The following is a 26249-nucleotide window of genomic DNA, read 5'->3' on the forward strand; positions in this document are numbered from 1 at the left end:
GAAGTGAAATATGAATATGTAGGTTGGTGGAAACTAAACGTTATGAAGAAGTTTGGTGCACGAATGTCTGTCCTTAACAAGTTGAAGGTGAGTACACGTCTCATTGGCGGGTTCACGATGCTTACCGTTCTTGCGATGGGGCTTGGCGCTGTGGGCTGGTTGTCGGTGCGGAGTATCGATACCGAGCTGAGCGGAATTTCGGAGGTCGCGGCCCCGGCGATCGAAACGACCGACGATCTGATCGCCGACATGTGGCAAAGCACCAAAGTCGCCCACGAAGTGGCCGGTGCCGAGACGCTCGATGAACTGACGAGTCTCGAGCAGGATCTGACACGGCTCAGGAAGGGGTATGCCGCGTCCGAGCGCGAACTCGACGCGGTCGTTGATGATCCGGCGATGCAGCAGCCGCTCGAGGCCGCGCGCCCCCTTAAGAGCGACTATGACGGCCTGTTGGGTGATTTGGTTGCCGAACAGCGAACTTTGCTCAGTGAGCGTTCGGCCGCGCGCGAGAACGTGCGGGCGTTCGAGAAGGTCGACGCCAGTTTGAAAGCGCAGCTCACCGGGTTTGCGGACCGTAACGAGTCGCAGATGGCGGAAGCCAAGCAACGGGGTAATGAACTCGCGCGATCTGGCGCGAGTGGCCGTGCGGTCAACGGGGTCCTCGGCGATCTGTTCGATAAAGACTATCCGGTCGTAGAGGCGTCTCTCAAGCTTCGGGCCCTCGTGGGTGAGATGGGCGCCGTTGCCCGATCGTATCTGGCGGAAACGAAGCTTGCCGATCTGAATCCGATCGAAGCGCGTTTTTTAGAGCTAAACGAGCAGATAGATCGCTATCTCGCAGTCATGACCACGCATGTTGAGAGCCCGGGAGGCAAGCGGGATCTGCAGAGCCTGAAGTCTGGCTTTCTGGCGTGGCGTGATCAGATCATCGGGCAGTCAGGGCTGTTCCAGGAGCAGGCCGCCTTTCTCCAGGCGCGCGCCAATCTTAAGGCAGGTCTTGCGCGCGCGCAGACGGCCGCGGACGAGACGATCGCTTCGCTCGACAAGGTGGCCATTGCGGCGGATGCCTTCAGCAAGGAGTCCGATGCCGATGCCGCAGCCGCGGTAAGCCAGGCGAGCATGATCATCCTGGTTCTCATCGCCGCTGCCACCGTCGTGGCCGGTGGGCTCATCCTGATCGTCGTGTCCACGGTGACAAATCCGATCAAGGCGATCACCGACACCATGCGCAAGCTGGCGGATGGCGACAGCAGTGTGACGGTGCCTGGCGCCGGCCGCTCCGACGAGATCGGCGAAATGGCGGGTGCGGTACAGGTGTTCAAGGACAACGCCCTGGAGAAGGAGCGCCTGGAAGCCGAGCAAGAGGAAGCCGAGAAGCGGGCCGAGGAAGAGAAGCGTCAGGCGATGCAGGATCTCGCCAACCGGTTCGAGAGCGAGGTTGGCAGCATCGTCGAGATGGTCAGCTCTGCGGCGACCGAGTTGCAGGCAACCTCTCAGCAGCTTTCGGCGGCGGTTGAGGAGACTGAGGCGCAGACCAGCGCAGCTGCCACCGGCGCGGACCAAGCGTCGGGAAGTGTGCAAACGGTTGCTTCGGCCGCAGAAGAGCTGTCCGCAGCCATTCAAGAGGTTAACGGTCAGGTCTCCAATGCGGCCGGCAAGCTGCAATCGACCGCTCAGGGCGCCCGCAATGCCGAAACCAAGATGGACGAGCTCCTGAAATCGGTCGGTCAGATCGACGAGGTGGTCGAGCAGATCAGTGACGTGGCCGAGCAGACCAATCTGCTTGCCCTGAATGCGACGATCGAGGCCGCCCGCGCCGGCGAGGCTGGCAAAGGCTTCGCCGTGGTGGCCCAGGAGGTCAAATCCCTGGCCAATCAGACCCGGCAGATGACCGACAACATCGCTAGCCAGCTTGCGACGGTGAAGCAGGCCTCTCAATCGGCCGTCGATGGCACGCGCACCATCGTGGGCGAAGTCGAGACGATCAACGAGACGACCGGCACCATCGCGGCCTCGGTCGAGGAGCAGACGGCGACCACCTCGGAGATCAGCCGGAGCGCTCAGGAAGCGGCTAAGGGCACAGATGCGGTGTCCGGCAACCTGGGCAGCGTCAAGGAAGCCGCCAGCCATACCGCCCAGGCGTCAGGCAGCGTCAGCCAGGCCGCGGATGACTTGGCTCAGCAGGCCGAGGGGCTGAAATCTGCGGTTCAGACCTTCCTGTCCGAGGTCCGCGCCGCCTAGCGCACGTATGTCTTCAGCGCCGCTGGCACGGACCGAACTCGGGTTTTGTGTCGGCGGCGCTGTGTGGTTCCGACCCGATCAGCACTTTGACGAACAGCGGATAAAGTCCGCCTCACGTGGTAGCGGGTTTTCGCCTGCGATGGTGGCTAGACCGGTGGGATCAGGCCGGTCATCCGCGGGTCGTCGATCCGTTTCTGCTCCCGCTCGACCGGCGTGAAGCCAAAGCGCTGATACAGCGTGAGCGCCTTGGGATGATCGAGGGTGCAGGTGTTCACCGTGACCTTCTCGGGCGCATAGGACCACGCGATGTCGAGCGCGGTGCCCAGCAGATAGCGCCCCAGGCCCTGGCCTATAAACTCCGAGGTCACGCCGAGGTAGGCGAGGTCGATTACCTGCTCGTAGCGCCGGTCGATCTCCGCCATGCCGGCCGGGCTGCCGTTGCAGTACAGGACGTACACCTCGACGTCCGGATTGGTGATGACGCGCTCCAGTGCGGCGTCGTCCAAGGCGCGCCGTTCCCACCACAGCCAGTCGCGACCGATCGTGTTGTACAGGAAGCGGTAAAAGGCGATCGTTGGTGGTTCCGCGCGCATTAAGGCAACGCGCTTGCCCGCCGGGGCGTTGGGGGCGGGGTCTGCCGGCGGCTGGGTCATCTCCAGGTAGGTGATCGTAATGTCCAGTTTGCCGAATTCGTCCGGCTGGACACGATCCTCCGGTGGCGCGCCGGGGCTGGTCAGCCAGCGGCCCCATACGCCGACATCCTGCGCCTCGTAGCCAAGCGCCAGATAGAACCCTTGTGCGGCTTGGTTGCTGCCGCGCAGCATCAGCTGTGCCTTGGGAATCTGCTGCTCGGACAGCCACAGCTCGCCCGCCCGGACCAACTGGCGGGCATAGCCACGGTTCCGATGGTTGGGATGGACGCTTAGATAGTACATCCAGCCACGCCGGCCGTCGTGCCCCAAGCCGATCGAGGCCACGATCCGCCCGGCCGCACGTCCGACCAGCAGGTGCGCGTTGTCGGCTTCCAGGAAGCGCGCGACATCGGTTGCAGGATCGTTGTACCAGCGGGTGAGTTCGCAGCTCTCCCACAAGGCGATCACCGCATCGCGGTCGGCGTATTCGGCCGCCTGGATGTGGAAGTCGTCGTCGGCGTCGGTCAAAGCGCAGATATCCTTGGGCGTTTGCGCGGGGAGGTGGCGCTCAGGCGCGACCGTTTTCCACCGGCATGTTCAGCTCTTCCCGGCCCCAGTCGGTCCAGGAGCCATCATAGAGCGCGATGTCGCGGTAGCCGGCAACGTGCAGGGCCAGGTTCAGGACGGCGGCGGTGACGCCGGAACCGCACGAGGTGACGACAGGGCGCTTGGGGTCGATTCCGGCTTCGCCCAGGAGACGCTGCAACTCCTCCGGGCTTTTCATCGTGTTCGTCTGGGGGTCGAGCAACTCGGTGAAGGGGAGGTTGGCCGACCCGGGAATATGTCCGGTGCGCAAGCCTTCACGCGGCTCCGCGACTTCGCCGGCGTAGCGCTCAGGCGCACGGACGTCGACGATCTGTTCTTTCTGGCGGGTCAGCTCGCGGTTCACCTGATCGCGGTCGCGCAGCATCGTATTGTCGAACCGCGCGGTGAAGTGACGCTCCTCACCGGCGCGCCCCTTGCCATCCTCGACCGGTTTGTCCTCCGCCAGCCATTTGGGCAGGCCGCCGTCCAGGACCGCGACGTCGCGGTGGCCCATGGCGCGGAACATCCACCAGACACGTGGGGCGGAGAAGATGCCGCGCTGATCGTAGACGACGATCCGGCTACCGTCGCCGAGACCCAGCTTGCGTACCTTGGCGGAGAACTTCTCCGGCGGCGGCATCATGTGCGGCAGGTCGCTCGTGGTATCGGCGATCTCGTCGATGTCGAAGAAGACCGCGCCCGGGATATGCTGCTGCTCGAACGCCGCGCGTGCGTCCACGCCTTCGTGCGGCAGGTAATAGCTCGCATCGACGATCCGCACGTCGGGGGCGCGCAGATGCTGATAGAGCCAGTCGGTGCTCGCCAAGGCGTCTGGATTGGTGCGCGTCATCGCAGGTCCTTCGTTGTCTGCTCGCAGGCGGTCCGGTGTGCGGGGGACCGCCGTCAGTCCACCAGGTGAACGTTGATCCGGCGGTTCTGCTTGCCCTTGCTTTCGACTTTGCCCACGCGCACGGCGCCGATCTCGCGCGTGTTGGCGACGTGGGTGCCGCCGCAGGGCTGGTAGTCGACCTCGCCGATCCGCACGGTGCGTACCCAACCACCGTCGACCGGCGGTTTGACCGACATGGTGCGGACCAACTGCGGGTTGGCTTCCAGCTCCGCGCTGGAGATCCAGTCGGCCGTGACCGCGTGGGCGCCCTCGATCAGCGCGTTCAGGTCGCGCTCGAGGGCTTCCTTGTCGACGCTTTCGCCTTGCAGCGCGAAGTCGAGGCGGCTCTTCTCCGCACCGATCTGCCCACCTGTGACCGGCCCGTCGACCAAGCTGCACAACAGATGCAGCGTCGTATGCATACGCATCAGCCGGTGCCGCCGGTCCCAGTCCAGTTCCGCCGTGACCGTGTCGCCAGGCTGGGGCAGGGCGGCGTCCTCGGCCGGGATCAGCAGACACCCCTGACCGTCTTCGGTCTTGCGGGTGTCGCGGATCTGTATCTCGCCACCGGACCAGAGCAGCCGGCCGCTATCGCCCGGCTGCCCGCCGCCCATGGGATAGAACACGCTGCGGGTGAGCAGGATTCCCGCCTCGGCATCGGCCGAAACGACCTCCGCCGTGCAGCTGTGCGCGTAGGCGTCCTGGCGGAACAGCAGTTGCATCGCGGTGTCCCTCTAGCTCTCCAGCCAATCCGGAAGCGGCAGACCCTTCTCGCGCAGGAACGCCGGATTCCAAAGTTTGGAGACGTAGCGCGTGCCCCAGTCGCACAGGATGGTGACGATGGTATGCCCGGGTCCGAGTTCCCGGGCCAAGCGCTTGGCGCCGGCGACGTTGACGCCGCTGGAGGCGCCCATCACGAAGCCCTCGTGCTTCAGCAGGTCGAAGACGACCGACACACTTTCCTCGTCCGGGATCTGGAACGGGAAGTCGATCTCCAGGTCCTCCAGGTTGCCGGTGATCCGGCCCTGGCCGATGCCTTCGGAAATCGAGGAACCTTCCGCCTTCAACTCGCCATGAGCGTAGTAGTTATAGAGCGCCGCGCCGGGCGGGTCGGCCAGACCAACCTTGAGTTCCGGGTTGCGTTCCTTGAGCGCCATCGCGGTGCCCGCCAGCGTACCGCCCGTGCCGACCGCGCAGATGAAGCCGTCGACCTTGCCGTCGGTCTGACGCCAGATCTCCGGGCCGGTGGTCTCGTAGTGGCCGCGGCGGTTCGCCTGGTTGTCGAACTGGCGGGCCCAGATCGCGCCGTTCGGCTGGCTCTGGTTCAGCTCTTCGGCCAGCCGGCCGGAGACGTGGACGTAGTTGTTCGGGTCCTTATAGGGGACGGCCGGCACCTCCTTCAGCTCCGCGCCGCACAGCCGGAGCATGTCCTTCTTTTCCTGGCTCTGCGTCTCCGGGATCACGATCACCGTGCGGTAGCCGCGCGCGTTGCCGACCAGGGCCAGGCCGATGCCGGTGTTGCCGGCGGTGCCCTCGACGATCACGCCGCCGGGTTTGAGCGCGCCGCGCGCTTCCGCGTCCTGGATGATTGCCAGCGCTGCGCGATCTTTCACCGAACCGCCGGGGTTCAGGAACTCGGCCTTGGCGAGAATCTCGCAGCCGGTTTCTTCCGAAGCTTGGCGCAGGCGCACCAGCGGCGTGTTGCCGATGGTGCCCACGAAGCCGTCTCGAACGTCCATCAGATCGATCCGTTTTTTAGCCGTTAGCGGAAAGCGGGTCGCGAGACTAGGGCGGCCCATGGGCCCAAGCAAGAGCCGGGATCGCCCCTCACGCGCCTGGAGCTGATGCCCCCGCGCGCTCGCGCAAGCGCGTCTGGTTCAGCGCCAGCCAATACAGGGCCATCACGGTCGGCGCGTTGTCGGCCGGGCCCTGTCCCAAAAGGTCGAAGGCTGCGTCGAAGGCCATTGCGCGGGCGTGGATGTCCTCGTTTTCGTGATCAAGCCCGTGCAGTCCGCCGGCGTTCGTGGCGTCGATCAATCCGCAATACAGGCGGATCGTCTCGCTGCTGCCGCCTGGGGTGGCGAGGTAGTGCGAGATCGGGATCAACTCTTGCAGGTGAAGGCCGGATTCCTCGTCCGCCTCGCGCCGGGCGACGTCGTCGGGGTCTTCATTCGCTTCGATGATTCCAGCCACCACCTCGATCTGCCAAGGTGGCATCCCGCCGGCGAGCGCGCCGGGGCGGAACTGCTCGATCAATACCACTTCGTCGCGCACCGGATCGTACGGCAGAACAGCAACGGCATGGCCGCGCTCGAACACCTCCCGGGTCATCGGCTCCGACCAGCTTCCGTCGTGCTTGCGATGCCGAAGCTGGTAACGATCGATCCGGAAGAAGCCTTTGAATGGAGAGTCCGCCGCCAGGATCTGAACGCTGTCGGGCGTGTCGGCGTCGCTCAACGGTCGGTCGGTCGGCAGGCGCGTGGCGCGCGGCTGATCGGCGGTCATAATAGCGTCCTTGGCGGATCGTGGTTCGCGATGGCGCTAGAGCCTATGGCATGCGTCGGCGACAGCGAAATGGCAGGCTTGTGACGACCATACCCGGCTTCCGACGTCCGTTCCGCGTGTACGGGCAGGGGCGGGCATGCCTAGAGGTCAATCTGAAAGGGCCATCAGCGATGACGGTGTTGAGTGAACGTGTGAGCTTTCCGGGGTCCCAGGGGCACGAATTGGCGGCACGGCTCGACCGCCCGGAAGCGCGGCCGCGGGCCTATGCCCTGTTCGCGCATTGCTTCACCTGCACCAAGGACCTCTATGCCGCCCAGCGGATCGCGGCCGCGCTGGCCGAACAGGGGGTGGCTGTGCTGCGCTTCGATTTCACCGGTCTCGGGCACTCGGAAGGCGAGTTTGCCAACACGGATTTCACCTCCAACGTCGACGATCTGGTGCAGGCCGCCGATTTCCTGGCCCGCGCGTACGACGCCCCGCAGCTGCTGATCGGACATTCCCTGGGCGGCGGCGCAGTGATCGCGGCGGCCCGGCGCATTCCCGCAGCTCGGGCGGTGGCCACGATCGGCGCCCCGGCGGATCCGGAGCACATCCGCCACTTGTTTGCCGACAAGCTTGACCAGATCGAGGCGCAGGGTACGGCGGAGGTCGCGCTTGCCGATCGGCGGTTCACCATCTCGCGGCGGTTGCTCGAGGATATCGCCGGACAGACCCTGCACGACGATCTGGCCCATCTGAAAAAGGCCCTGCTGGTGTTCCACGCGCCGCGCGACGAGGTCGTGGGGATCGACAACGCCTCGACGATCTTCACCGCCGCCAGACATCCCAAGAGCTTCATCTCGCTCGACGACGCCGATCACTTGTTGCGGCGGAAGGCGGATGCCGTCTACGTCGCCCGTACGCTCGCCGCCTGGGCGGAGCGCTACCTCGAGACGCCGGAAACGGATGACGCAAGCGCGGCGACGCCATCGGCGGAAGGCGAGGTTGTGGTTCAGGAAACCGGCGCCGGCCTGTTCCAAAATGCGGTGCGCAGCGGCCACCATCGGCTGCTGGCCGATGAACCGCGGGAGGCTGGCGGCACCGATACCGGCCCGTCGCCCTACGATTTCCTGCTCACGGCGCTTGGCGCTTGCACCTCCATGACCCTGCGGATGTACGCCAGTCACAAGAACCTGTCGCTGGCACGGGTTACGGTGCGCCTGAGGCACCAGAAAATCCACGCCGAGGATAGTGGCTCAGGAAGCGGCAAGGCCGACCTCCTGACCCGCAGGATTCGGCTGGAAGGCGACTTGACCGCCGCGCAGCGCCAACGCCTGCTTGAGATTGCAGACAAATGTCCGGTGCACCGAACGCTCGAAGGCGATATTCGCGTACGCTCCGAACTCGATACGCCGGACTCGCTAACTCCCGGTCAAGGAAGCTCGTAGTACCCTTAGGCCCAATGGAATGGGGCGATCTGGCGATCGGCTGGATGACGGCCGGACGCGTAGCATAGAAAGCTAAACCAATGCTGCCCAGGATTGAAAGACGACCCTTCCTTGGCCTTCAAAGGCGTGACGCGGCGCTGCTGAAACGTCCAGACGGCCGCTATCCGCACGCGTACGTGCCGGAATTGGCCGACAATTTCGCATCCGGGCGCGTCGACCGGCGGGGGTTCCTGCGTACGGCTTGCCTGCTCGGGGTCTCCGCGGGGGCGGCCTATGCCTTTGCCGGTGTGGTGGATGGTGGCGCGATGGCACCGCCGGCGCGCGCGCAGGCTGCCCCGCAACAGGGCGGGGAACTGCGCTTCGCCATGGAGGTGATGGAGATCACCGACCCGGCCGCGTTCGAGTGGCCGCAGCAGGCGAACGTGACCCGTTGGATCGTCGAGTACCTGACCCGGACCGGGCCGGATAACGTGACGCTGCCCTACCTTGCGGCGGGTTGGGAAGCGTCGGACGACCTCAGGACCTGGACCTTCACGTTGCAGCGGGAGGTGCGCTGGTCGAACGGCGATCATTTCACCGCCGATGACGTGGTGGCGAATTTCCAACGCTGGTTGGATCCGCAGCGCGGGTCGTCGAACCGCTCGCTGTTCGATGGCTTGGGCGAGCAGGTGTCGGTTGCTGGTCCGGGCGACCTGTCGCAGACGCAGATGCGCCTGCGGAACGGAGCGGTCGAGAAGGTCGACGCGCATACGGTCCGCTTGCATCTCTCGCGTCCAGACCTGTCGATTCCCGAAAATCTGTACAACTATCCAGCCGCCATCCTGCACCGTGACTTCGACGCAATGGGCGGCGACCTGCGCGCAAATCCGATCGGGACCGGGCCCTACCGGCTGGCGGGCTTCCAACCGGGGGAAGAGGCGCTGCTGATCCGTCGCCCGGGCGGCTATTGGGGGGAGCCGCCGCACCTGGACGCGATCCGTTATATCGATCGGGGGTTGAGCCGCCGGCAAATGCTGGGAGCGCTGCTGGACGACGAGGTCGACGGTGTTCAAGAGGTCGATGTGGGCGACCTGAAGGCGGTGGAGGGTGTCTCGGGCATCGATCTGCATGCTGTTCCCACGGCACGCACCGGCGTTTGCCGGATGCGGGTCGACCGGCCGCCGTTCGACGATCTCCGTGTGCGTCAAGCGGTCCAGCGCGCCGCGGATAACCGCGAATTGCTGACCCACGGGTATGACCGCCGGGGCATGCTGGCGGAAAATCATCACGTTGGCCCGATGCACCCGGAGTACGCAGCCCTCCCGCCCGTTCCGCGCGACCCCGGGCGGGCCCGTGCGTTGTTGAGCGCGGCCGGCTATCCGGATGGGCTCCAGCTCACCATCGCCGTCGGCAACGTGCAGGGGCCGTGGGAGCAGCGCGTGGCCCAGTTGTTACAGCAACAGCTCGCGCAGGCGGGGATCGATCTGCGCCTGCAGGTGATGACCCCGGGCGAGTATGCCCGGCAGTGGAAGGACGTCACCTTCGGCATAACCTCCTGGACGCACCGCCCACTTGGGGTGATGGCGTTAAACCTGGGCTATCGCTCGGGGCAGGCGTGGAACGAGACCGGCTACGCCAATCCGGAATTCGATGCCAAGCTCGATACGGCGAACAGTCTGCTCGATCCCAACGAACGCCGGGAAGTGATGGCGGAGGTCGAGCGCATCCTGCAGGACGATGCGGTGATGGTGCAGCCGTTTTGGCGCAACCAGTATGTCGCGACCCGCAGCCGGGTGCGGGGCTACCAGACGCATCCCACGCAATATCATCAGTTTCAGGACGTCTGGCTGGACGACGCCTAGCCGAGTGCGATGTCCGTCATGCTGTTCCCTTGCCCACGTCGATCGGCTACGACCGGGCTATCGATCGAGGGCGAGAGTTCGCTGAGAGGGGGACCGCGTGGAGGCGAGCTGGCAGTTGCAGATCCTGGTGCTGGTCGCGGTGATCGCAGCGGCCGCGGTGACCGGGCTCAAGTTTTACGAAGATCGCAAGATCCGCGATCTGGCGTTCTGGCTACGACGCACCTATCCGCAGAGCTACGAGAAGCTGCCGTGGGTTGTGCGCAACGCCAATCGCGCGGCGGCGGTGGAGGCGTTTCGCCAGAACCCGGATATCGAGGACGCGGAATTGGAGCGCCGCTACGTCGAGGCGCGGCGGAGCCGGCGCTGGCAAGTGATTGGCGTGGCGACGGCAATCACGGCGGTGGCGATTGCTGTCGCCGGGCACGAGTTCCTAGGCTGGACACTGGTGCGGGGGCCGCGGCCGTGAGCCGAGCTGACGAGTCTGGCGGTCACCAGTCCTCCCACTCGTCAGGCCCCAACGGCACGTCGCTGGGCCCTGGCCAGCCGAGACCCTGATCTCCGGGCATTGAGCGCAGCACGCTGGCTGCGAACAGACAGGCTGCGGCACCTTCGGGATCGTGCGTCCGGATGTCGGATGCAACGCGGCGCAGTTCCGCAACCTGCCGGCTGAAGCTGGTACTGGAAAGGGAATTGGGCCGCCGCTGGGCCATGAAACCTCCGCCACACTGAAGTCGATCGCGCGCTTGGCGCTGCTTTGAGACGGTCGCGCCAACAGGCTGCCGGCTGCCGTGGTTGGGGCACTGCGGCGCGGTCCGTGGCATGGGAACGTCAGTGCCTCGCGTATTGTTCGTTTGGTGGCCCTGAAGGTTGCTGCTCGCCGACGCGGTTCGCTGTCTCTGCCGATTGTTTCCTAGACGCTGACTGTGGCGATAAAGAACAGCATCGCGAGACCGACGGTTGGAGTACCGGCAATATACTCTTGCGCCATGACACATTTTCCTTGTCCGTCCAAAACCTTCTGATCATTCAACGGTAAAACCGGATCAAAGGTCCCGTCCTTCCAATTGTTCGCATTGGGAAATCACTCGATATCGGCGCCTTTGGACGATTGATCTTCCAAACGCTCCGATTCTTTGATGAGCGCACGTGCGATGATGGTCCCGGCCAGGACGGCAAGCGTGTTCACCGTGCCGTCGATCACCTCGGCGCTGCGCCAGGGCAGGGCCGCCTGTAGGCCTTCGATCGCCCAGCCGTACAGGATGACGCCGATAACAGCCGGTCGCCATAGCGCGGCGGGCAGGCTGAACGCCGCGCCGCCGCCCAGGACGAGATAGGCCAGAGCGTGGAAAACCTTATCTGCGCCTTCGGCATCCGTCGGGGCAACATCGGGCAGTACCGACAGCACCAGGACGAGGCAGACGGACATGCCCCATAACACCTGTATCGCGCGTAGCAGGGGCGGGCGGCGTAGTAGCTGGACAAGTGCGCCCACGAAACCGTGCCCGCCTTTAAATAAGGATAGTATTGTTCTGCGCCAAGAAGATAAAAACTCCTATGTTGTTATCGATGTTAGCGGTCACGATGACGTGTTGCGACGGTAGAATCGTTAATACGAATTATCTTGTGGCTTTTTCAGGGCCGAGCCGGAGGTGATCGCCGGCAGCTACGGCCGAATCCATTAGATGGATTTGATTGACCCCTTTTGCATCCCAACAGATAGTGCAGCTTCGGCGGCAAAGCCGAGTGCATTAAGGGAGAAATGATGTCTACCGACTACAAGGAAGTCCGCGGCAAACGAGGTGTTCTCGGCGTGATCCTGCTGATCAGCAGGCCTGCGAAGACCTGGCGGGCCGTCGCATACGCGATTGTGTTGGCAGGGCTGACCAGCGCCGCGCTGCTTGGTGCGGCCGGCTCGGTGTCGGCGCAGGGCCAACTCCCAGAGTACGATTTCGAAAAGTACTGTGAACAGGCCGCCCAGACGAACGACGGTAGTAACATGACCGAGCAGGGGTGCCGCGATCAGGAACGTGCTGCCCGGCGCTGGCTCCAGGACACCCGAGTCTCAGCGGAGATTTACGACTACTGCGACAGTGTCGCCAGCATGTCCGGCGGCAGCTACTTTATCTTGAAGGCGTGCATGCAGCATGAACGACAGGCGCGCGACGCTAAGCAGTGACGCGGAAAAGATCACCAGCGCTGGTTACACCGTTGTGATGCAGAAAATCGAGGGCGGCCAAAAAGTGGAGGCCCGGGCCGGAATCGAACCGACGTGCGGGGATTTGCAGTCCCCTGCATCACCACTCTGCCACCGGGCCATCTGTTAAAAGCCGCCTTCGCACGCGGCGAAACGGTCGGTGCCGCGCGTTCGGGGCGCACGTATAATGAGGCCTCCGGAACCGGTCAAGCGGCCACAGATGTGCCAAGGCATCACCATGCCGGTCCGGCGTTGCTTCGCTGCGCGGTTCACGCCTATAACGGCGCGCGGACAGGCGATTGTCGCAAAGCGACGGCGCACCACTTTTGTGGTATGCGCGTAACGGATCCCCCTTTCCGACACCGCTCGAGCGAGAGGACACATGGTCGATTACGCCACCGCGCGGATGAATATGGTGGAGAGCCAGCTGCGCACCAACAAGGTCACCGACCAGCGCGTGCTGGAGGCGTTCGAAACGATCCCGCGCGAGCGGTTCGTGCCGGATCACCTGCGCAGCCTGGCCTACGTCGACGAGGACCTGCGCCTGAAGGACGACCGCTACCTGGTCGAGCCGATGGTCCAGGCCCGGTTGATGGACGTTGCCGACATCCGCGCCGAAGATGTCGTGCTCGTGGTCGGCGCGGGGAGCGGCTACGCCTGTGCGATCCTGGCGACGATCGCTGCGACCGTGGTCGGCCTGGAGAGCGATCCGGAACTGGCCAAGCTGGCCGAGAGCGCCCTGCAGGAGCAGGGCGTCGACAACGCCGTGGTGATCCAGGGCGAGATGAACAAAGGCTATCCCAAGCAGGGTCCCTACGATGTGATCCTGCTGAACGGGGCGGTCGCCGAAGTGCCGAAAGCGCTGACCGATCAGCTGAGCCCCAAAGGCGGTCGCTTGGCGACCGTTGTGCGCAGCGACAGCGGTCCGGGTAAGGGGACGGTGTTCGAGCGCTGGGAGAAGGCGGTCGGCCGGCGTACCCTGTTCGATGCCAACACGCCCGTGTTGCCCGGCTTTCACAAGCAGCCCGGATTCGTCTTCTAGGCGCACCCGCCTCTTAGGCATTCGGTGCCCGCTTTCGCGTCCGGCTGTGTGAACCGAACGATACGCGCGAATGCGCCTTGCGCGCGATGCTGCCAAAGGACATCCGCTTGCCCATGACCGCCCCCCGACTTTTGCGTCGACACGTCAGCTTCCGCCGCTGGGCGCTTCAAGGCGCCGTTTCCGCCGCTGTGATCGCCGTGGCCGCCTTGCAACCGGCGGGGGCCTCGGCCGAGAGCCTGCAGGAAGCGCTCGCCAACGCCTACCGCACCAACCCGAACCTGGAAGCCGCGCGTCGGTCGCTGGGTGCCACCAACGAGGCGGTGCCGCAGGCACGTTCCGGCTGGCGGCCAAGCGTCACGGTGCAGGGGCAGGCCGGCCGTCGACGTACGGATACGGAAATTGACGGCTCCAGCCCCATTCGTCAGGGCGGGGTCGAGACGACGACGCCGCTGAGCACCTCACTGGAAGTGCGCCAGCCGCTCTACCGCGGCGGTAGCACGGTCGCCGGTATCGACCGCGCCGAATTTGAGGTGAAGGCGGAGCGCGCCAATCTGGCATCGACCGAACAGGAAATCCTGTTTCGGGCAGCGCAGGCGTACATGGATGTCTGGCGCGACCAGGCGGTGCTGCGCCTGAACGAGAACAACGTCGAGGTCCTTCGGCGCCAGCTGCAGGCGACTCGCGACCGCTTCGAGGTAGGCGAGGTGACCCGCACCGATGTGGCGCAGGCCGAGTCGCGCCTGGCCGGAGCCCTTGCGGACCGCACGGACGCGCAGGGGCAGTTGAACGCCAGCCGGGCAACCTACAAGGAAGTGATCGGGCGGATGCCGGAGAGTGTCGAGCAGCCGCCCTCGCCGGATGAGCGTCTGCCCGCGAGCCTGCAGTCCACCGTCTCCCAGGCCCGTTCGGAGAATCCAGAGGTCGTCGCGGCTGAATTCACTTACCGCGCACGGCGTGAGGAGACCCGCGAGGTTGCGGGCCAGCTGCTGCCGCGGGCCGACCTGGTGGGCGAACTGTCCTATGGCGACGAGACGTCGAGCGCGGGCACGTCCACGGAATCCGCTGAGGTGCGCGCGGAGTTGACCATCCCACTGTATCAGCAGGGGCAGGTCTATTCGCAGGTGCGCGAGATCAAGCAACGCGCCAATCAGGCGCGGCTCAATCTGCGTGGGGCGCGCAACACCGCCGAGGAGAATGCGGTCAGCGCCTGGGAAGACCTGCAGGCCGCGCGCGCCCAGATCGAATCCCTGGAAGAGCAGGTCCGGGCCGCGGACATCGCGCTGGAGGGCGTGCGTCAGGAGAACCAGGTTGGCGCCCGCACCGTGCTAGACGTTCTGGATGCCGAGCAGGAACTGCTCAACGCCCAGGTCAACCTGGTGGGCGCTCAACGCAACGAGATCGTGGCCGCCTACAACGTTCTCCAGGCGGTCGGCAAACTGAACGCCCGGGCGATCGGCCTGGACGTCGAGATATTCGAACCGGAGCGCAACTACGAAGCCGTCGCCGGCAAATGGTTCGGTTGGGGGCTGCCGGAAGAGCAGGCCGCCCAGCAAAGTGGTCGTGATACCACGGCTACCAGTGCAGACGGCAGCGCGCCCCCCTAAGCTGCGTGGTTACGGGCTGTTGCGTTCGGGTTTTCTTCATCAACATGCTATTACCTGACGGGTCGGCAGATTCCTCGCGGTCAAGGACGTCCTGATGAGTGACAGCAAGCGCGACGGCGGCGAGCCGTCGATGGAGGAAATCCTCGCCTCCATCCGCAAGATCATTTCCGAAGACACGGCGGAAGACGGGACGAAAGACGCCCAGGAGCGTGGCGACAAGTCGGATCAAGGCGACGCGCAAAGCGCTGACGACGCCGACCAATCCGACGCAGACGATGATGTGCTGGATCTGGATGAGGAGGCCGAAGACGATTCGCCCCTCGATTTGGGGGCGGAGGCTGAAGAGGAGGCCCCGCTGGATCTGACAGAGGAAGACGAGGACTCCCCCCTGGGTCTGACGCAAGAAGACGAGGCTTCGCCCCTCGACCTGACGGAAGAAGACGAGGAGTCCCCGCTCGATCTGACGGAAGAATCGGAAACGCCGTCGGCCACGACCGAGGGCGATACCGAGGACGGCGAAGACTCCGAGGCGGCTTTGGACCTGGACGCGTTTGCCGACGGGGACGCCGAAACCCCGGACGAAGCGCAGGAAGCCGCCGACAGTGTCGAGGAGTCGTTCGGCGCGGACGACGATATCGGCGACCTGGAGGACGAGCCGGAAACGCCTGAACCGTCCACAGCGGCCCCATCCGACCCCGATGAGGATGAGGCCGGCGCCGAGCCGGATGCGCCGGATGACGAGGACGACGACGACACGCCTTTCCTTGCAGATCCGTTCGAGGAGGCGCAAGCCGGAGCCGAGGCCCCTGACTCTTCGGCGGAGGCGGCGGTCGCCGCGGGGGCAATGGCCGGTGCGGTCGGTGATGAGTCGCGCAAGGCCAGCCAGGAGAAGGCCAACCAGGAGTCCGAGCGTTCGCAGGACACCGCCACGCCGCTGGGCCCCGAGGATCAGCGCGTGATCTCCGAAAACGCCGAGCAGCAGGCGGTCGAGCAGCTCACCTCGCTCGCCCGGCAGGCTGAAGGCGCGCCTGGCGATTCGACGGCCGACAACGTCGATCACATCCTGGCCCGCATGGTCCGCGACGCCTTGCGGCCGCAGTTGCGCGAATGGATGGACCGGAACCTGCCACAGATCGTCGAGCGGATCGTGCGCGAGGAAGTTCAGCGGATGACTCGCCGCGCCCAGGGCCTGGACGACGACACCAAGTATTAGTCGGCCGCGCTTTGCGCCGTGCGCCTGCGCGTGCGTCGCACGGCAACGAGTCCGGGTTAACGGGCGGCAGAGGTGAGGATCTTCTGGAGGTAGTCGGTATTCCAGCCGGCGATTTTCCGGGCGGTTTTCAGGGAGTTTTTGTCTTTGCCGCGTCGCAGGATGTTGAAGGCGAAGCGCCTGACCAGCGCCATGTTCTTGGCGCCGTGCCCGCGGCGCAGGCGCGAGAGGTCCTCCTTGAAAGTCACGTCGAGCACCCAGTGCAGACTCTCGATCCCCCAGTGGCCGCGGATCGCCTGGGCGGCGCGCTCGGGGGTGAGTTTGGCAGAGGAGAGGTAGTACCGGATCTGCTCGCTGACGTGGCCGGCCTTCTCGCTGCGAGTGGTCGTCTGGATCAGGCAGGCCAGGCCGGGAAACCGCGGTTCGCCGGGATAGCGCCGGTTGCCGCCGAGCCACGCGATATCATGGCAGACCCGGTAGGTCCGGGTTTCCAGCCGGCCATGGTCCTTGTCGACGACCTCCAGACTGGGCAGCCCGGCGCTGGCGGGGTCGGTGAAGAAGAGGTCGGCCTCCGCGTGTAGGCTGGGCTGGTTGGTCTTGAGCGCGACGACGTAATCCGCTCCGGCCTCCTGGATCGCGGCGGCGACCGCGGGCGTGGCGCCGATCGCGTCCACAGTGACCAAAGCGCCGTTGACCGGCAGGCGCCCCAAAATGGCGCGGATCGCTGCGGTCTCGTTGGCTTTGTCCGGCACGGCTTCCTGCGCCAGGACGAGGCGCTCGTTGGACGCCCAGGCGGAGACCAGATGAAGCGCCGCCTGGGCGGCATTGGTATCGTGGCTGCGCCGCAACGTCTTGCCGTCGAGCGCGACGACCTCGGGGCCATCTGGCCGCAAGTCGGCCACCCAGGCCATGAACGCCGCCTCGAACAGCGCGGGATCGATCCGGTTCATCACAGTTCGCAGCCAGTCCTCCTTGGGCACGCCGAAGTAGAACTCTCCGTGTTGGCGCAGGAACGCCACGTGGCTGTCGCCCCAAGCCACGATCTCGTCGTAGTCATCGCATCCAGCGATGGTGGCGCTGGTCACCAGGAACAACAGCTCCGACAGCTGGAAGCGAACCCGCCACGGATCGCGGGGATCCTCGACCCGGCTGAAGTGCTGCAACAAGAGGCGCAGACTATCGCGGGGCGGCGCCTGATCCATCCGCAGGTCTCCTTTCGAACCGGGGAAACCTGTTTGAATCAAACCGCTCCGCGTCGGCACCAGCGAAATCCGTACCTCACCGCGTTAACCTGAGCAGGTTGCCGTGGCGTGCGTCGTCCGGCCCCTTGCTTCACCCGGCAGATTGGCTAGGTTGCGCGCGGTACGACGCGCGGCCTTGGTATTGGCGTTTCAATAAGCCGCGCGACCAACGGTTCATTCCTGCGCGAAGGCTTTAAGGCACGTCCATGCTCGACAAGACATTCAACCCGGCCGAGGTGGAGCGGAAATTTTACGACGTCTGGCGGAAGTCCGGCGCCTTCCGCTGCGATCCGGATAGCCCGGCCAAGCCGTTCACGATCATGATGCCGCCGCCCAATGTGACGGGCAGCCTGCACATGGGCCACGCGCTGACGTTCACGCTGCAGGACGTGCTGATCCGGCATAAGCGCATGGCCGGCTACGATGCGCTCTGGCAGCCGGGGATGGACCACGCCGGCATCGCCACCCAATCGGTGGTCGAGCGCACGCTAGCGCAGGAGGGCAAGAGTGCGGCCGAACTGGGCCGCGCGGCATTCCTGGAGCGGGTCTGGGACTGGAAGGAGAAGTCCGGCGGCACGATCTCCCGCCAGCTGACCCACCTGGGCGCCTCGCCGCATTGGGAGCGCGAGCGCTTCACCATGGACGACGGCCTGTCCAAGGCCGTGCGCAAGGTATTCGTCGAGTTGCATCGCCAGGGGCTGATGTACCGCGACCAGCGTCTGGTCAACTGGGACCCCAAGCTGCACACCGCGATCTCCGACCTGGAGGTCAATCAGGTCGAGGTCGACGGCAAGCTCTGGCACTTCAAGTACCCGGTGGAGGGTGAAGAGGACAGCTATATCGTCGTCGCCACCACCCGGCCGGAGACCATGCTGGGCGACACCGGTGTGGCCGTGCATCCGGAGGACGAACGCTACCAGCATTTGGTCGGCAAGCATGTGATCCTGCCGCTGGTCGGCCGGCGCATTCCGATCGTGGCCGACGAGTGGGCGGATCCGGAGACCGGCTCCGGCGCGGTCAAGATCACCCCCGCGCACGACTTCAACGACTTCGAGGTTGGCCGGCGCTGCGGGCTGGAGGTGATCAACGTTCTCGACCGCGACGCGGCAATCAACGAGAACGCGCCCGAGGACTATCAGGGCATGGACCGCTTCAAGGCGCGCAAGCAGATCGTCGCGGACCTCGAGGCCCAAGGTCTGGTTGCGGAGATCGAGGAGCATCGCCACTCGGTGCCGCACGGCGACCGTTCCGACGTGCCGATCGAACCCTGGCTGACCGACCAGTGGTACGTCGACGCCAAGACGCTCGCGCAGCCGGCGATGCAGGCGGTGCAGGACGGGCGCACCCGGTTCGTGCCGTCGAACTGGGAAAACGTCTATTTCGAGTGGATGCGCAACATCCAACCCTGGTGCGTGTCCCGGCAGATTTGGTGGGGGCACCAGATCCCGGCTTGGTATCCGCTGGATGCCGAGGGCGCGCCGGCCGGCGAGCCGTTCGTCGAGATGGACGCGGACGCGGCCCAGGCCGAGGCGGAGCGCCGGCTGGGCAAGACGGTGCGTATCCTTCAGGCCGAGGATGAGACGCCGGCGGACAATCGGGGCCTGGACGGCGAGGTCGTGTATCTGCGCCGCGATCCGGACGTGCTCGATACCTGGTTCTCCAGCGCACTCTGGCCCTTCTCCACGCTCGGCTGGCCGGACGAAACGCCGGAGCTTGCGAAGTACTACCCGACCGACGTGCTGGTGACCGGCTTCGACATCATCTTCTTCTGGGTCGCCCGGATGATGATGGCCGGCCTGCACTTCATGGGCGAGGTGCCGTTCCACACCGTCTACATCCACGCCCTTGTGCGCGATGCCCACGGGCAGAAGATGTCGAAGTCCAAGGGCAACGTGATCGACCCGCTCGACATCTGCCAGCGCTACGGCGCGGACTCGCTGCGCTTCACCCTGATCGCGCTGTCGGCCCAGGGCCGCGACGTCAAGCTGTCGGAAGACCGGGTCGAGGGCTACCGCAACTTCGCGACCAAGCTGTGGAACGCCGCGCGTTTCTGCCTGATGAACGGCGTCGCGCCGGATCCGCAGTTCGACCCCGCGCAGGTGGAGCAGGCGGTCAACCGCTGGGCGGTCGCCAAGACGGTGCGCGCCGCCCAGGGCGTCGACGAGGCGCTCGGCGCCTACCGCTTCAACGATGCGGCGAGCGCGCTCTACCAGTTCACCTGGCACCAGTTCTGCGACTGGTACGTCGAGTTCGCCAAGCCGATCCTGCAGGGCGACGACGAAGCCGCGAAGGCGGAGACCAGCGCCACCATCGCCTGGGTGATGCAGCGGCTGCTGCACCTCTTGCACCCCTTCATGCCGTTCCTCACCGAGGAGCTGTGGGAGCAGTTCGGCGGCGGGGAGGACAACCGTCTGATCACCGGCGAGTGGCCGCGCCTAGGCGACGCGCTGCTCGACGCCGATGCCGAGGCGGAGATCGACTGGGTTACGCGCACGATCGGCGAAATCCGCACGGTGCGCGGCGAGATGAACGTGCCCAACAAGGCCGAGGTGCCGCTGCATGTCGAAGGCGCCAGCGACGCCACCAAGGCGCGCCTGGACCGGCACGCCACCTTGATCCGGCGGCTTGCCAAGCTGTCGGAGATCCGTGCGCTTGACCAGGTCGATACCCGCGGGGCGGCGCAGCTTCTGATCGACGAAGCGACGGCGGTGCTGCCGCTGGCCGAGATCATCGATCTCGCCCAGGAACGCCAGCGCCTGCAGAAGGAGCTGGAGAAGCTCGATCAGGAGATCGCCAAGTACGACAAGAAGCTCGGCAACGAGAGCTTCCTGCAGAAGGCGCCGCAGGCCGTGGTCGACGAACAGCGCGAGCGCCGCGCGGATGCCGTGGCCTCGCGCGAGAAGCTGGCGACCGCACTGGAGCGTCTGGCGGGGTAGGGCGCCTCAGGTGTTGCGGCAGCCGTTAGGCTTCCTCGACACGGCCCATACGAGCCTGTTGAGGATAAGGCGGCGTTCATAAGCCATTGGATTTTCAACATAGGCCCTGCTGAACAGGTCGGGCGGGCCGTGTGTGTCGCCGCACACTTAACGGGTCACCGCCTGCGCACCTCAGCCATTCCGACAAAACCGTTGGCTGCCCTGGAAAGCCGTCGCTATCCTCGCGCCAGCTGCACATGAGATGAGGGGAGAGAAGGCGCCATGCCGCTCGACGAGAACCAAAAGCGCCACTTCGACAAGTCCAAGCTGCCCAGCCGCCATGTGACGGTCGGCCCGAACCGGGCGCCGCACCGCTCGATGTACTACGCCATGGGGCTGAGCGAAGAGGAGATCGACCAGCCGTTCGTCGGCGTGGCGACCTGCTGGAACGAGGCCGCGCCCTGCAACATCGCGCTGTCCCGTCAGGCGCAGGCGACCAAGTCGGGCGCCAAGGAAGCCGGCGGCACGCCGCGCGAGTTCACCACGATCACCGTCACCGACGGCATCGCGATGGGCCACCAGGGTATGAAGTCCTCCCTGGTCAGCCGCGAGGTGATCGCGGATTCCACCGAACTGACGATGCGCGGCCATTGCTACGACGCGCTGGTCGGCATCGCCGGCTGCGACAAGTCGCTGCCGGGGATGATGATGTCGATGGTCCGGCTCAACGTGCCCGCCGTGTTCATGTACGGCGGCACCATCCTGCCCGGGCGCTTCAAGGACCACGACGTCACCATCCAGGACGTCTTCGAGGGGGTGGGCGCGCACGCCGCCGGCACGATGAGCGACGGCGACCTGCACGACCTGGAGTGCCATGCCTGCCCGTCGGCGGGCTCCTGCGGCGGCCAGTTCACCGCCAACACGATGGCCTGCGTTTCCGAGGCGATCGGGCTCGCGCTGCCGGGCTCGGCCGGTGCGCCGGCGCCCTATGAATCGCGCGACGAGTATGCGCGTGCCTCCGGCGTTGCGGTGATGGACCTGTTGGAAAAGAACATCCGCCCGCGCGATATCGTTACCCGCAAATCGCTGGAGAATGCGGCCACCATCGTTGCGGCCTCCGGCGGGTCGACCAACGCGGCGCTGCACCTGCCGGCGATCGCGCACGAGGCGGGGATCGACTTCGATCTGCACGAGGTCGCGCGGATCTTCCGCAAGACCCCCTACATCGCCGACCTGAAGCCGGCCGGGCGCTACATCGCCAAGGATCTGTTCGAGATCGGCGGCGTGCCGGTGCTGATGAAGGCACTGTTCGAGGGCGGCTACCTGCACGGCGACTGCCTGACGGTCACCGGCAAGACGCTGGCCGAGAACATGGAAGCGTTCACCTTCCCGACCGACCAGGACATCATCCGCCCGACCAGCGATCCGATCTCCACCTGGGGCGGCGTGGTCGGCCTGCGCGGCAACCTCGCCCCGCAGGGCGCGATCGTGAAGGTCGCCGGCCTCGACAACCTGAAGTTCACCGGCCGCGCGCGCTGCTTCGACTGCGAGGAGGACGCCTTCGAGGCCGTCTCCAAGCGCGACTACCAGGAAGGTGACGTGCTGGTGATCCGCTACGAGGGTCCGCGCGGCGGCCCCGGCATGCGCGAGATGCTGGCAACCACGGCGGCGATCTACGGCCAGGGCATGGGCAAGAAGGTGGCGCTGATCACCGATGGCCGCTTCTCCGGTGCCACGCGCGGCTTCTGCATCGGCCACGTCGGCCCCGAGGCGGCCGTGGGCGGCCCGATCGGCCTGCTGCGCGATGGCGACACGATCGTGATCGACGCCGACGAGGGCACGCTCGACGTCGAGCTGTCGGATGCGGAACTGGCCGAACGCCGCAAAGCTTGGCAGCCGCGCGCGCACGACTACCAGGCCGGCACGCTGTGGAAGTACGCCCAGACCGTCGGCGATGCCGAGAAGGGCGCGGTGACGCACCCCGGCGGGGCTGCCGAGACGCACTGCTACGCGGATATCTGAACCTCGGCAGAGAGCCGGGCAGTGGTTGGGGATGCGGCCATTAGGCCGCATCCCACCAAGTAACTGAAAATTTCAGCGTAAAGCCCCGAAATCGCATAGAGTTCCCCGCCCTGAACAGGGGTGGCAAGCGCCTGTCTTGTAGGACGAGCCACGGCTATCGCATCGGCTCGCGTCACCTCATGCCGAGGAGCCCGCGCAATCGCCCGCATCGCTGTCGCCGGCTTTCAGCACGAGACCAACACCTTCGCGCCGACCAAGGCGGACTTCGACGCCTTTGCGATCCCCGGCGCCTGGCCGGGGCTGCTGCGTGGAGATGAGGTGATCGCGGGCACGCGCGGGCGCAACCTGCCGATCGCGGGCTTCTGCGACGCGGCGGAGGCAGCGGGGCACACGCTGCTGCCGCTGTCCTGGACCGCCGCCAGCCCGAGCGCGCAGGTCACCGACGACGCGTTCACGCGGATCGCCAACCAAATCCTGGAGGACCTGTCGCAGCAGGTCGATCTGGACGCGGTCTACCTCGACCTGCACGGCGCGATGGTGACCGAGAGCCTGGACGATGGCGAAGGGGAACTTCTGGCGCAGGTGCGCGCGCTGGTCGGCGATCAACTGCCGGTCGTCGCCAGCCTGGATCTACACGCCAACGTCTCCCCGGCGATGGTCGACCGGGCTGACGCCCTGATCGCCTATCGGACCTATCCCCATGTCGACATGGCCGAGACGGGGGCACGGGCGCTGCACCACTTGGACGGTCTCCTAAACGGCACCGCCGGCCGGAAAACCGCGTTCCGCCAGATCCCCTTTCTGATCCCGCTCACCGCCGGCTGCACCGTGACCGAGCCTGGGCAGGGCGTCTACGCGCGCTTGGCCGAGATCGAGGCCGCGCAGCCCGGCGTTACCCTGTCGTTCAATTGCGGCTTCCCGCCGGCGGATGTCCCTGATGCCGGGGGCAGCGTGATCGCCCACGCGCGGGATCAGGCGACGGCCGATGCCGCGGCGGACGATCTCGCGGCCTACGTGACCGAGCGGGAGGGCGCCTTCGGTGCGGATATCCTCCACGCGGACTCGGCGGTTGCGCGGGCCATCGAATTGGTGCGTGGCGGCCATCGGCCGGTCGTGTTGGCGGATACACAGGATAACCCAGGTGCCGGCGGCAACGGCGACACCACCGGGTTACTGCGCGCGCTGTTGGATCAGGGGGCGGACAACGTCCTGGCTGGCCTGCTGCACGATCCCGAGGCCGCGCAGGCGGCGCATGACGCGGGCGAGGGCGCGGTCCTATCCATTGCGCTCGGCGGTCGAACGCCAGGCGACAGGCCGTTGGAAACGAACGTAAAAGTGGCGGCGCTTGGGAACGGGCAGGTGACCGGCGTCGGGCCCTTCTACCGCGGTGCCCGCCTGCAGCTTGGGTCTTGCGCGTTGCTGGAGCTGGCGGATGGCGCTGTGCGGGTCGCGGTGGTCAGCCGCAAATTGCAGGCGGCCGACCGCGCGCCCTTCCTGCATCTGGGAGCCGATCCGGCGGCGGCGGCGATCCTGGCGCTCAAATCCTCGGTGCATTTCCGCGCGGACTTCGCCCCGATCGCCAGCGACATCCTGATCGCTGCTGCGCCGGGGCCGAACCCGGTCGACCACACCCAGCTTGCCTATCACCACCTGCGCGGCGGTGTTCGCCTGATGCCGAACGGCCCGACCTTCCTGGGCGCGTCGCGCGGCTGAATGGCGGCCCCGCTTCCGACGTCCGAGGCGCATCCTGAGCTGGACGCGCGGGACGCGTTTAAAGCATGACGATCAGGAGGTTACTGGGCAGAGCTTACCCCCAGGGGCCAGGCCGCTTGTTGCGCGGCTGGCGGCGTGCCGTGCCGGGGCTTGGCTGGGTCGATTGCTGGCGCGGCGGGCGCTTGATGCGGATGCCCTTGGGATGATTGCCGCCGCCCCATAACGGGACCGACTTGTGGCGGAACCCGGCGATCAGCGCGGCGCCGGCGGCAAAGCCCCCGATGTGCGCCCACCAGGCGACCCCGCCGCTGGCCCCGCCGCCGAGCGCGGCGAACAGCTGGAAGCCGATCCATCCAACCAGTAGAAGCCAGGCCGGGAAGCGCAGCGGGAAGAAAAACAGCAGGATCGTCACCCAGGCCTTCGGGTGCAGGATCAGGTAGGCGCCCAGGACGCCCGAAATCGCCCCCGAGGCACCGATCATCGGCGTGGTCGAGCCCGGCGCGATCAGCACGTGGCTGAGTGAGGCCGCCGCCCCGCAGATCAAGTAAAAGACCACGAACCGGCCGTGACCCATCGAATCCTCGATGTTGTCGCCGAACACGCCCAGGAACAGCATGTTGCCGGCCAGGTGCATGAACCCGCCGTGCAGGAACATCGCGGTGATCAGCGTCGCCCAGGCCGGCAGGACCGCCAGGTCCGGCGACAACTCCCGCACGCCCATGAGCACCGCCGGGATCAGCCCGAACGAGTAGGCGATCGCCTGCGCCGCTTGCGGGCCTGCGGCCGCCTGCAGGATGAACACGACGATACAAGTCGCGATGATCGCCCAGGTCACGATCGGCCGGGCAATCATGATACGCGGGTTGTCGTCCTGCAGGGGGATGAACGGCATGGCGGATCTTTCGGGCGCGGGGCGGGGGTGCTGGCTCGGAGTATGGCGTCAGCCGGATGCGCCGGCCAGTGGCCGTTGCTATTCCTGTCCGCTTTCCGGCAGGTCCGGGTCGAGCGTCAGCCAGGACAGGCGGCTGTCGGTCCAGATGTGCCGCTGGGCGGGGTGGCGGTCGGCGTCGTCCAGGGTCGCCAGGGTGACGTCCAGCTCACCGGCGGCCGCGTCGGTTTGGAAGGTAATCTGACAGCCGCAGCCTGGACAGAAGCCGCGTGTGGCGCCGGGCGAAGATTGCCAACTTCGCAGTTGCCCCGTCGTAAGGGTGAACGCGTCCGGCTGGACCGTGAACCAGGTTACCGCGACGGCCCCGCTGGCCCGACGGCACATCGTGCAGTGACAGTGCGCGACATCCCCGATTGGCGCATCGACACGGTAGCGCACCTGCCCGCACAGACAGCCGCCGGTGTGCGAACCGGTGCCCCCGGTCATACGTCCAACTCGCACACCACCGGCGTGTGGTCCGAGGCTTTCTCCCAGGCGCGCGGGGTGGTGTCGATCCGGCAGTCTGACACGCGATCGGCGGCCTGCGGGGACAGCAGCAGGTGGTCGATCCGCAGGCCGTCGTCGTTGCGGAAGGCGGCGCCGTAGTCCCAGTAGCTGTAAACGTGCCGGTCGCTGTGCAGGGCGCGCCAAGCCTCTGTATAGCCAAGATACTGCAGCGCCCGGAAGCGGCTGCGCGTTTGCGGCTTGCACAGGGCATCGTCGGCGAAACGTCCGGGATCGTAGACGTCGTCATCCGTGGGCGCGCAGTTGTAGTCGCCGCCCAGCACGACGATCTCCTCGCTGCGCAGTAGCTCTTCGGCGCGGGCGCGTAGCCGGTCCATCCAGGCCAGCTTGTAGTCGTATTTCGGCCCGTCCGCCGGGTTGCCGTTCGGCAGGTAGATCGAAGCCACCCGCACACCGCAGGTGCGTGCTTCGATGTAGCGGGCCTGGGTGTCGTCATCGTCGCCGGGCAGGGCGGTGGCCGTCACCTCGATCTCGCCCTTGGAAAGAAGCGCGACACCATTGTAGCTCTTCTGCCCAATCACCGCGGCCTCGTAGCCGGCGGCCTGGACTTCCATGTACGGGAAGCTGTCTTCGGTGCACTTCAGTTCCTGCAACAGCACGACATCCGGCTGGGTCTGACGGGTCCAGGCAGCCAGGTGGCCGGCGCGCTGCTTGATCGAATTGACGTTCCAGGTGGCGACGGTGATTGTCATGTCTTTCCCGCGAGTTAGGACGGGTGTTTCTCGACGGTCCGCG

General features: G+C 66.0%; 22 protein-coding genes and 1 tRNA gene. 11 read left to right on the forward strand and 12 right to left on the reverse strand.

The features are described from left to right. Positions 1-42 precede the first annotated feature (42 nt). The gene (locus tag RHOSA_RS24225; RefSeq protein WP_081728630.1) at positions 43-2241 is read left to right on the forward strand and encodes a HAMP domain-containing methyl-accepting chemotaxis protein; all 2199 of its coding nucleotides are present in this window, start codon (positions 43-45) and stop codon (positions 2239-2241) included. A gap of 146 nt (positions 2242-2387) precedes the next feature. Here the strand turns inward: RHOSA_RS24225 and RHOSA_RS0110020 are convergent, their stop codons facing one another. From RHOSA_RS0110020 to RHOSA_RS0110040, 5 genes are all read right to left on the reverse strand, one after another. Further along, entirely contained in the window at positions 2388-3401 is a 1014-nt protein-coding gene (locus RHOSA_RS0110020) for a GNAT family acetyltransferase (protein ID WP_215905001.1), read from the reverse strand. A 40-nt stretch (positions 3402-3441) separates the two neighbouring features. Next, positions 3442-4308 carry a 3-mercaptopyruvate sulfurtransferase gene (sseA, locus tag RHOSA_RS0110025; protein WP_027288558.1) on the reverse strand — a complete coding sequence of 289 codons (867 nt, stop codon included), beginning with the start codon at positions 4306-4308 and terminating at the stop codon, positions 3442-3444. Between the two features lie 53 nt (positions 4309-4361). Next, positions 4362-5069 carry an alanyl-tRNA editing protein gene (locus tag RHOSA_RS0110030; protein ID WP_027288559.1) on the reverse strand — a complete coding sequence of 236 codons (708 nt, stop codon included), beginning with the start codon at positions 5067-5069 and terminating at the stop codon, positions 4362-4364. A gap of 12 nt (positions 5070-5081) precedes the next feature. Beyond that, a complete protein-coding gene (locus RHOSA_RS0110035) occupies positions 5082-6086 on the reverse strand; it encodes a cysteine synthase A (RefSeq protein ID WP_027288560.1) in 1005 nt (334 codons plus the stop codon). An 88-nt stretch (positions 6087-6174) separates the two neighbouring features. Beyond that, positions 6175-6852 (reverse strand): NUDIX domain-containing protein, encoded by a 678-nt coding sequence (locus tag RHOSA_RS0110040; protein ID WP_081728631.1) that lies wholly within the window; start codon positions 6850-6852, stop codon positions 6175-6177. 170 nt (positions 6853-7022) lie between these two features. On the opposite strand from RHOSA_RS0110040, the gene RHOSA_RS21745 reads away from it, so the two are divergent. The 3 genes from RHOSA_RS21745 (at position 7023) to RHOSA_RS0110055 (ending at position 10586) form a co-directional block, all read left to right on the forward strand. Beyond that, positions 7023-8279 (forward strand): bifunctional alpha/beta hydrolase/OsmC family protein, encoded by a 1257-nt coding sequence (locus RHOSA_RS21745; protein WP_200372075.1) that lies wholly within the window; start codon positions 7023-7025, stop codon positions 8277-8279. Positions 8280-8464: 185 nt separating this feature from the next. Further along, positions 8465-10120: an ABC transporter substrate-binding protein gene (locus RHOSA_RS0110050; RefSeq protein ID WP_200372076.1), complete on the forward strand. Its 1656-nt coding sequence runs from the start codon at positions 8465-8467 to the stop codon at positions 10118-10120. A gap of 115 nt (positions 10121-10235) precedes the next feature. Beyond that, positions 10236-10586: a hypothetical protein gene (locus RHOSA_RS0110055; protein ID WP_156092664.1), complete on the forward strand. Its 351-nt coding sequence runs from the start codon at positions 10236-10238 to the stop codon at positions 10584-10586. Between the two features lie 22 nt (positions 10587-10608). Here RHOSA_RS0110055 and RHOSA_RS25115 read toward each other — a convergent pair whose 3' ends face one another. Both RHOSA_RS25115 and RHOSA_RS24230 read right to left on the reverse strand, forming a co-directional pair. Next, the gene (locus tag RHOSA_RS25115; protein WP_156092666.1) at positions 10609-10830 is read right to left on the reverse strand and encodes a hypothetical protein; all 222 of its coding nucleotides are present in this window, start codon (positions 10828-10830) and stop codon (positions 10609-10611) included. 371 nt (positions 10831-11201) lie between these two features. After that, positions 11202-11546 (reverse strand): VanZ family protein, encoded by a 345-nt coding sequence (locus tag RHOSA_RS24230; RefSeq protein WP_027288564.1) that lies wholly within the window; start codon positions 11544-11546, stop codon positions 11202-11204. A 336-nt stretch (positions 11547-11882) separates the two neighbouring features. On the opposite strand from RHOSA_RS24230, the gene RHOSA_RS21755 reads away from it, so the two are divergent. After that, on the forward strand, positions 11883-12296 hold the full coding sequence (locus RHOSA_RS21755) for a hypothetical protein (protein ID WP_156092667.1): 414 nt from the start codon (positions 11883-11885) through the stop codon (positions 12294-12296). Between the two features lie 65 nt (positions 12297-12361). Here the strand turns inward: RHOSA_RS21755 and RHOSA_RS0110070 are convergent. After that, positions 12362-12435 (reverse strand) — tRNA-Cys (locus tag RHOSA_RS0110070). A 261-nt stretch (positions 12436-12696) separates the two neighbouring features. On the opposite strand from RHOSA_RS0110070, the gene RHOSA_RS0110075 reads away from it, so the two are divergent. The 3 genes from RHOSA_RS0110075 to RHOSA_RS25895 all read left to right on the forward strand — a co-directional run bounded on the left by RHOSA_RS0110075 (position 12697) and on the right by RHOSA_RS25895 (position 16173). Further along, on the forward strand, positions 12697-13356 hold the full coding sequence (locus RHOSA_RS0110075; protein ID WP_027288565.1) for a protein-L-isoaspartate O-methyltransferase family protein: 660 nt from the start codon (positions 12697-12699) through the stop codon (positions 13354-13356). A 113-nt stretch (positions 13357-13469) separates the two neighbouring features. Next, positions 13470-14960 (forward strand): TolC family outer membrane protein, encoded by a 1491-nt coding sequence (locus tag RHOSA_RS21760; protein ID WP_081728930.1) that lies wholly within the window; start codon positions 13470-13472, stop codon positions 14958-14960. A 94-nt stretch (positions 14961-15054) separates the two neighbouring features. Continuing rightward, positions 15055-16173, forward strand: coding sequence for a DUF2497 domain-containing protein (locus RHOSA_RS25895; RefSeq protein ID WP_027288566.1), 1119 nt, complete (start codon positions 15055-15057; stop codon positions 16171-16173). 56 nt (positions 16174-16229) lie between these two features. On the opposite strand, the gene RHOSA_RS0110090 is transcribed toward RHOSA_RS25895, so the two are convergent. After that, on the reverse strand, positions 16230-17372 hold the full coding sequence (locus tag RHOSA_RS0110090; protein WP_027288567.1) for an ISAs1 family transposase: 1143 nt from the start codon (positions 17370-17372) through the stop codon (positions 16230-16232). Positions 17373-17617: 245 nt separating this feature from the next. Here RHOSA_RS0110090 and RHOSA_RS0110095 point away from each other — a divergent pair, with 245 nt between their 5' ends. The 3 genes from RHOSA_RS0110095 to RHOSA_RS0110105 all read left to right on the forward strand — a co-directional run bounded on the left by RHOSA_RS0110095 (position 17618) and on the right by RHOSA_RS0110105 (position 24061). Continuing rightward, entirely contained in the window at positions 17618-20347 is a 2730-nt protein-coding gene (locus RHOSA_RS0110095; protein WP_027288568.1) for a valine--tRNA ligase, read from the forward strand. A gap of 261 nt (positions 20348-20608) precedes the next feature. After that, positions 20609-22348, forward strand: a complete 1740-nt coding sequence (ilvD, locus tag RHOSA_RS0110100; protein ID WP_027288569.1) for a dihydroxy-acid dehydratase — start codon at positions 20609-20611, stop codon at positions 22346-22348. A 207-nt stretch (positions 22349-22555) separates the two neighbouring features. Next, positions 22556-24061 carry a M81 family metallopeptidase gene (locus RHOSA_RS0110105; protein WP_437123686.1) on the forward strand — a complete coding sequence of 502 codons (1506 nt, stop codon included), beginning with the start codon at positions 22556-22558 and terminating at the stop codon, positions 24059-24061. 94 nt (positions 24062-24155) lie between these two features. On the opposite strand, the gene RHOSA_RS0110110 is transcribed toward RHOSA_RS0110105, so the two are convergent. From RHOSA_RS0110110 to RHOSA_RS0110120, 3 genes are all read right to left on the reverse strand, one after another. After that, a complete protein-coding gene (locus RHOSA_RS0110110) occupies positions 24156-24953 on the reverse strand; it encodes a rhomboid family intramembrane serine protease (RefSeq protein WP_027288571.1) in 798 nt (265 codons plus the stop codon). A gap of 78 nt (positions 24954-25031) precedes the next feature. Then, positions 25032-25436: a GFA family protein gene (locus tag RHOSA_RS0110115; RefSeq protein WP_027288572.1), complete on the reverse strand. Its 405-nt coding sequence runs from the start codon at positions 25434-25436 to the stop codon at positions 25032-25034. After that, on the reverse strand, positions 25433-26206 hold the full coding sequence (locus RHOSA_RS0110120; RefSeq protein ID WP_207140211.1) for an exodeoxyribonuclease III: 774 nt from the start codon (positions 26204-26206) through the stop codon (positions 25433-25435). The genes RHOSA_RS0110115 and RHOSA_RS0110120 overlap by 4 nt, the downstream gene beginning before the upstream one ends. Positions 26207-26249: the final 43 nt, after the last annotated feature.

The sequence above is a fragment of the Rhodovibrio salinarum DSM 9154 genome, assembly GCF_000515255.1.
Classification (GTDB): Bacteria; Pseudomonadota; Alphaproteobacteria; order Kiloniellales; family Rhodovibrionaceae; genus Rhodovibrio; species Rhodovibrio salinarum.

What these genes read in the sequence shown, in the direction of transcription:
- RHOSA_RS24225 (WP_081728630.1), top strand. Translation starts at nt 43, where the DNA reads ATGAAGAAGTTTGGTGCACGAATGTCTGTCCTTAACAAGTTGAAGGTG.
- sseA (WP_027288558.1), bottom strand. Translation starts at nt 4,308, where the DNA reads ATGACGCGCACCAATCCAGACGCCTTGGCGAGCACCGACTGGCTCTAT.
- RHOSA_RS0110030 (WP_027288559.1), bottom strand. Translation starts at nt 5,069, where the DNA reads ATGCAACTGCTGTTCCGCCAGGACGCCTACGCGCACAGCTGCACGGCG.
- RHOSA_RS0110035 (WP_027288560.1), bottom strand. Translation starts at nt 6,086, where the DNA reads ATGGACGTTCGAGACGGCTTCGTGGGCACCATCGGCAACACGCCGCTG.
- RHOSA_RS0110040 (WP_081728631.1), bottom strand. Translation starts at nt 6,852, where the DNA reads ATGACCGCCGATCAGCCGCGCGCCACGCGCCTGCCGACCGACCGACCG.
- RHOSA_RS21745 (WP_200372075.1), top strand. Translation starts at nt 7,023, where the DNA reads ATGACGGTGTTGAGTGAACGTGTGAGCTTTCCGGGGTCCCAGGGGCAC.
- RHOSA_RS25115 (WP_156092666.1), bottom strand. Translation starts at nt 10,830, where the DNA reads ATGGCCCAGCGGCGGCCCAATTCCCTTTCCAGTACCAGCTTCAGCCGG.
- RHOSA_RS24230 (WP_027288564.1), bottom strand. Translation starts at nt 11,546, where the DNA reads ATGTCCGTCTGCCTCGTCCTGGTGCTGTCGGTACTGCCCGATGTTGCC.
- RHOSA_RS21755 (WP_156092667.1), top strand. Translation starts at nt 11,883, where the DNA reads ATGTCTACCGACTACAAGGAAGTCCGCGGCAAACGAGGTGTTCTCGGC.
- RHOSA_RS0110075 (WP_027288565.1), top strand. Translation starts at nt 12,697, where the DNA reads ATGGTCGATTACGCCACCGCGCGGATGAATATGGTGGAGAGCCAGCTG.
- RHOSA_RS21760 (WP_081728930.1), top strand. Translation starts at nt 13,470, where the DNA reads ATGACCGCCCCCCGACTTTTGCGTCGACACGTCAGCTTCCGCCGCTGG.
- RHOSA_RS25895 (WP_027288566.1), top strand. Translation starts at nt 15,055, where the DNA reads ATGAGTGACAGCAAGCGCGACGGCGGCGAGCCGTCGATGGAGGAAATC.
- RHOSA_RS0110090 (WP_027288567.1), bottom strand. Translation starts at nt 17,372, where the DNA reads ATGGATCAGGCGCCGCCCCGCGATAGTCTGCGCCTCTTGTTGCAGCAC.
- RHOSA_RS0110095 (WP_027288568.1), top strand. Translation starts at nt 17,618, where the DNA reads ATGCTCGACAAGACATTCAACCCGGCCGAGGTGGAGCGGAAATTTTAC.
- ilvD (WP_027288569.1), top strand. Translation starts at nt 20,609, where the DNA reads ATGCCGCTCGACGAGAACCAAAAGCGCCACTTCGACAAGTCCAAGCTG.
- RHOSA_RS0110110 (WP_027288571.1), bottom strand. Translation starts at nt 24,953, where the DNA reads ATGCCGTTCATCCCCCTGCAGGACGACAACCCGCGTATCATGATTGCC.
- RHOSA_RS0110115 (WP_027288572.1), bottom strand. Translation starts at nt 25,436, where the DNA reads ATGACCGGGGGCACCGGTTCGCACACCGGCGGCTGTCTGTGCGGGCAG.
- RHOSA_RS0110120 (WP_207140211.1), bottom strand. Translation starts at nt 26,206, where the DNA reads ATGACAATCACCGTCGCCACCTGGAACGTCAATTCGATCAAGCAGCGC.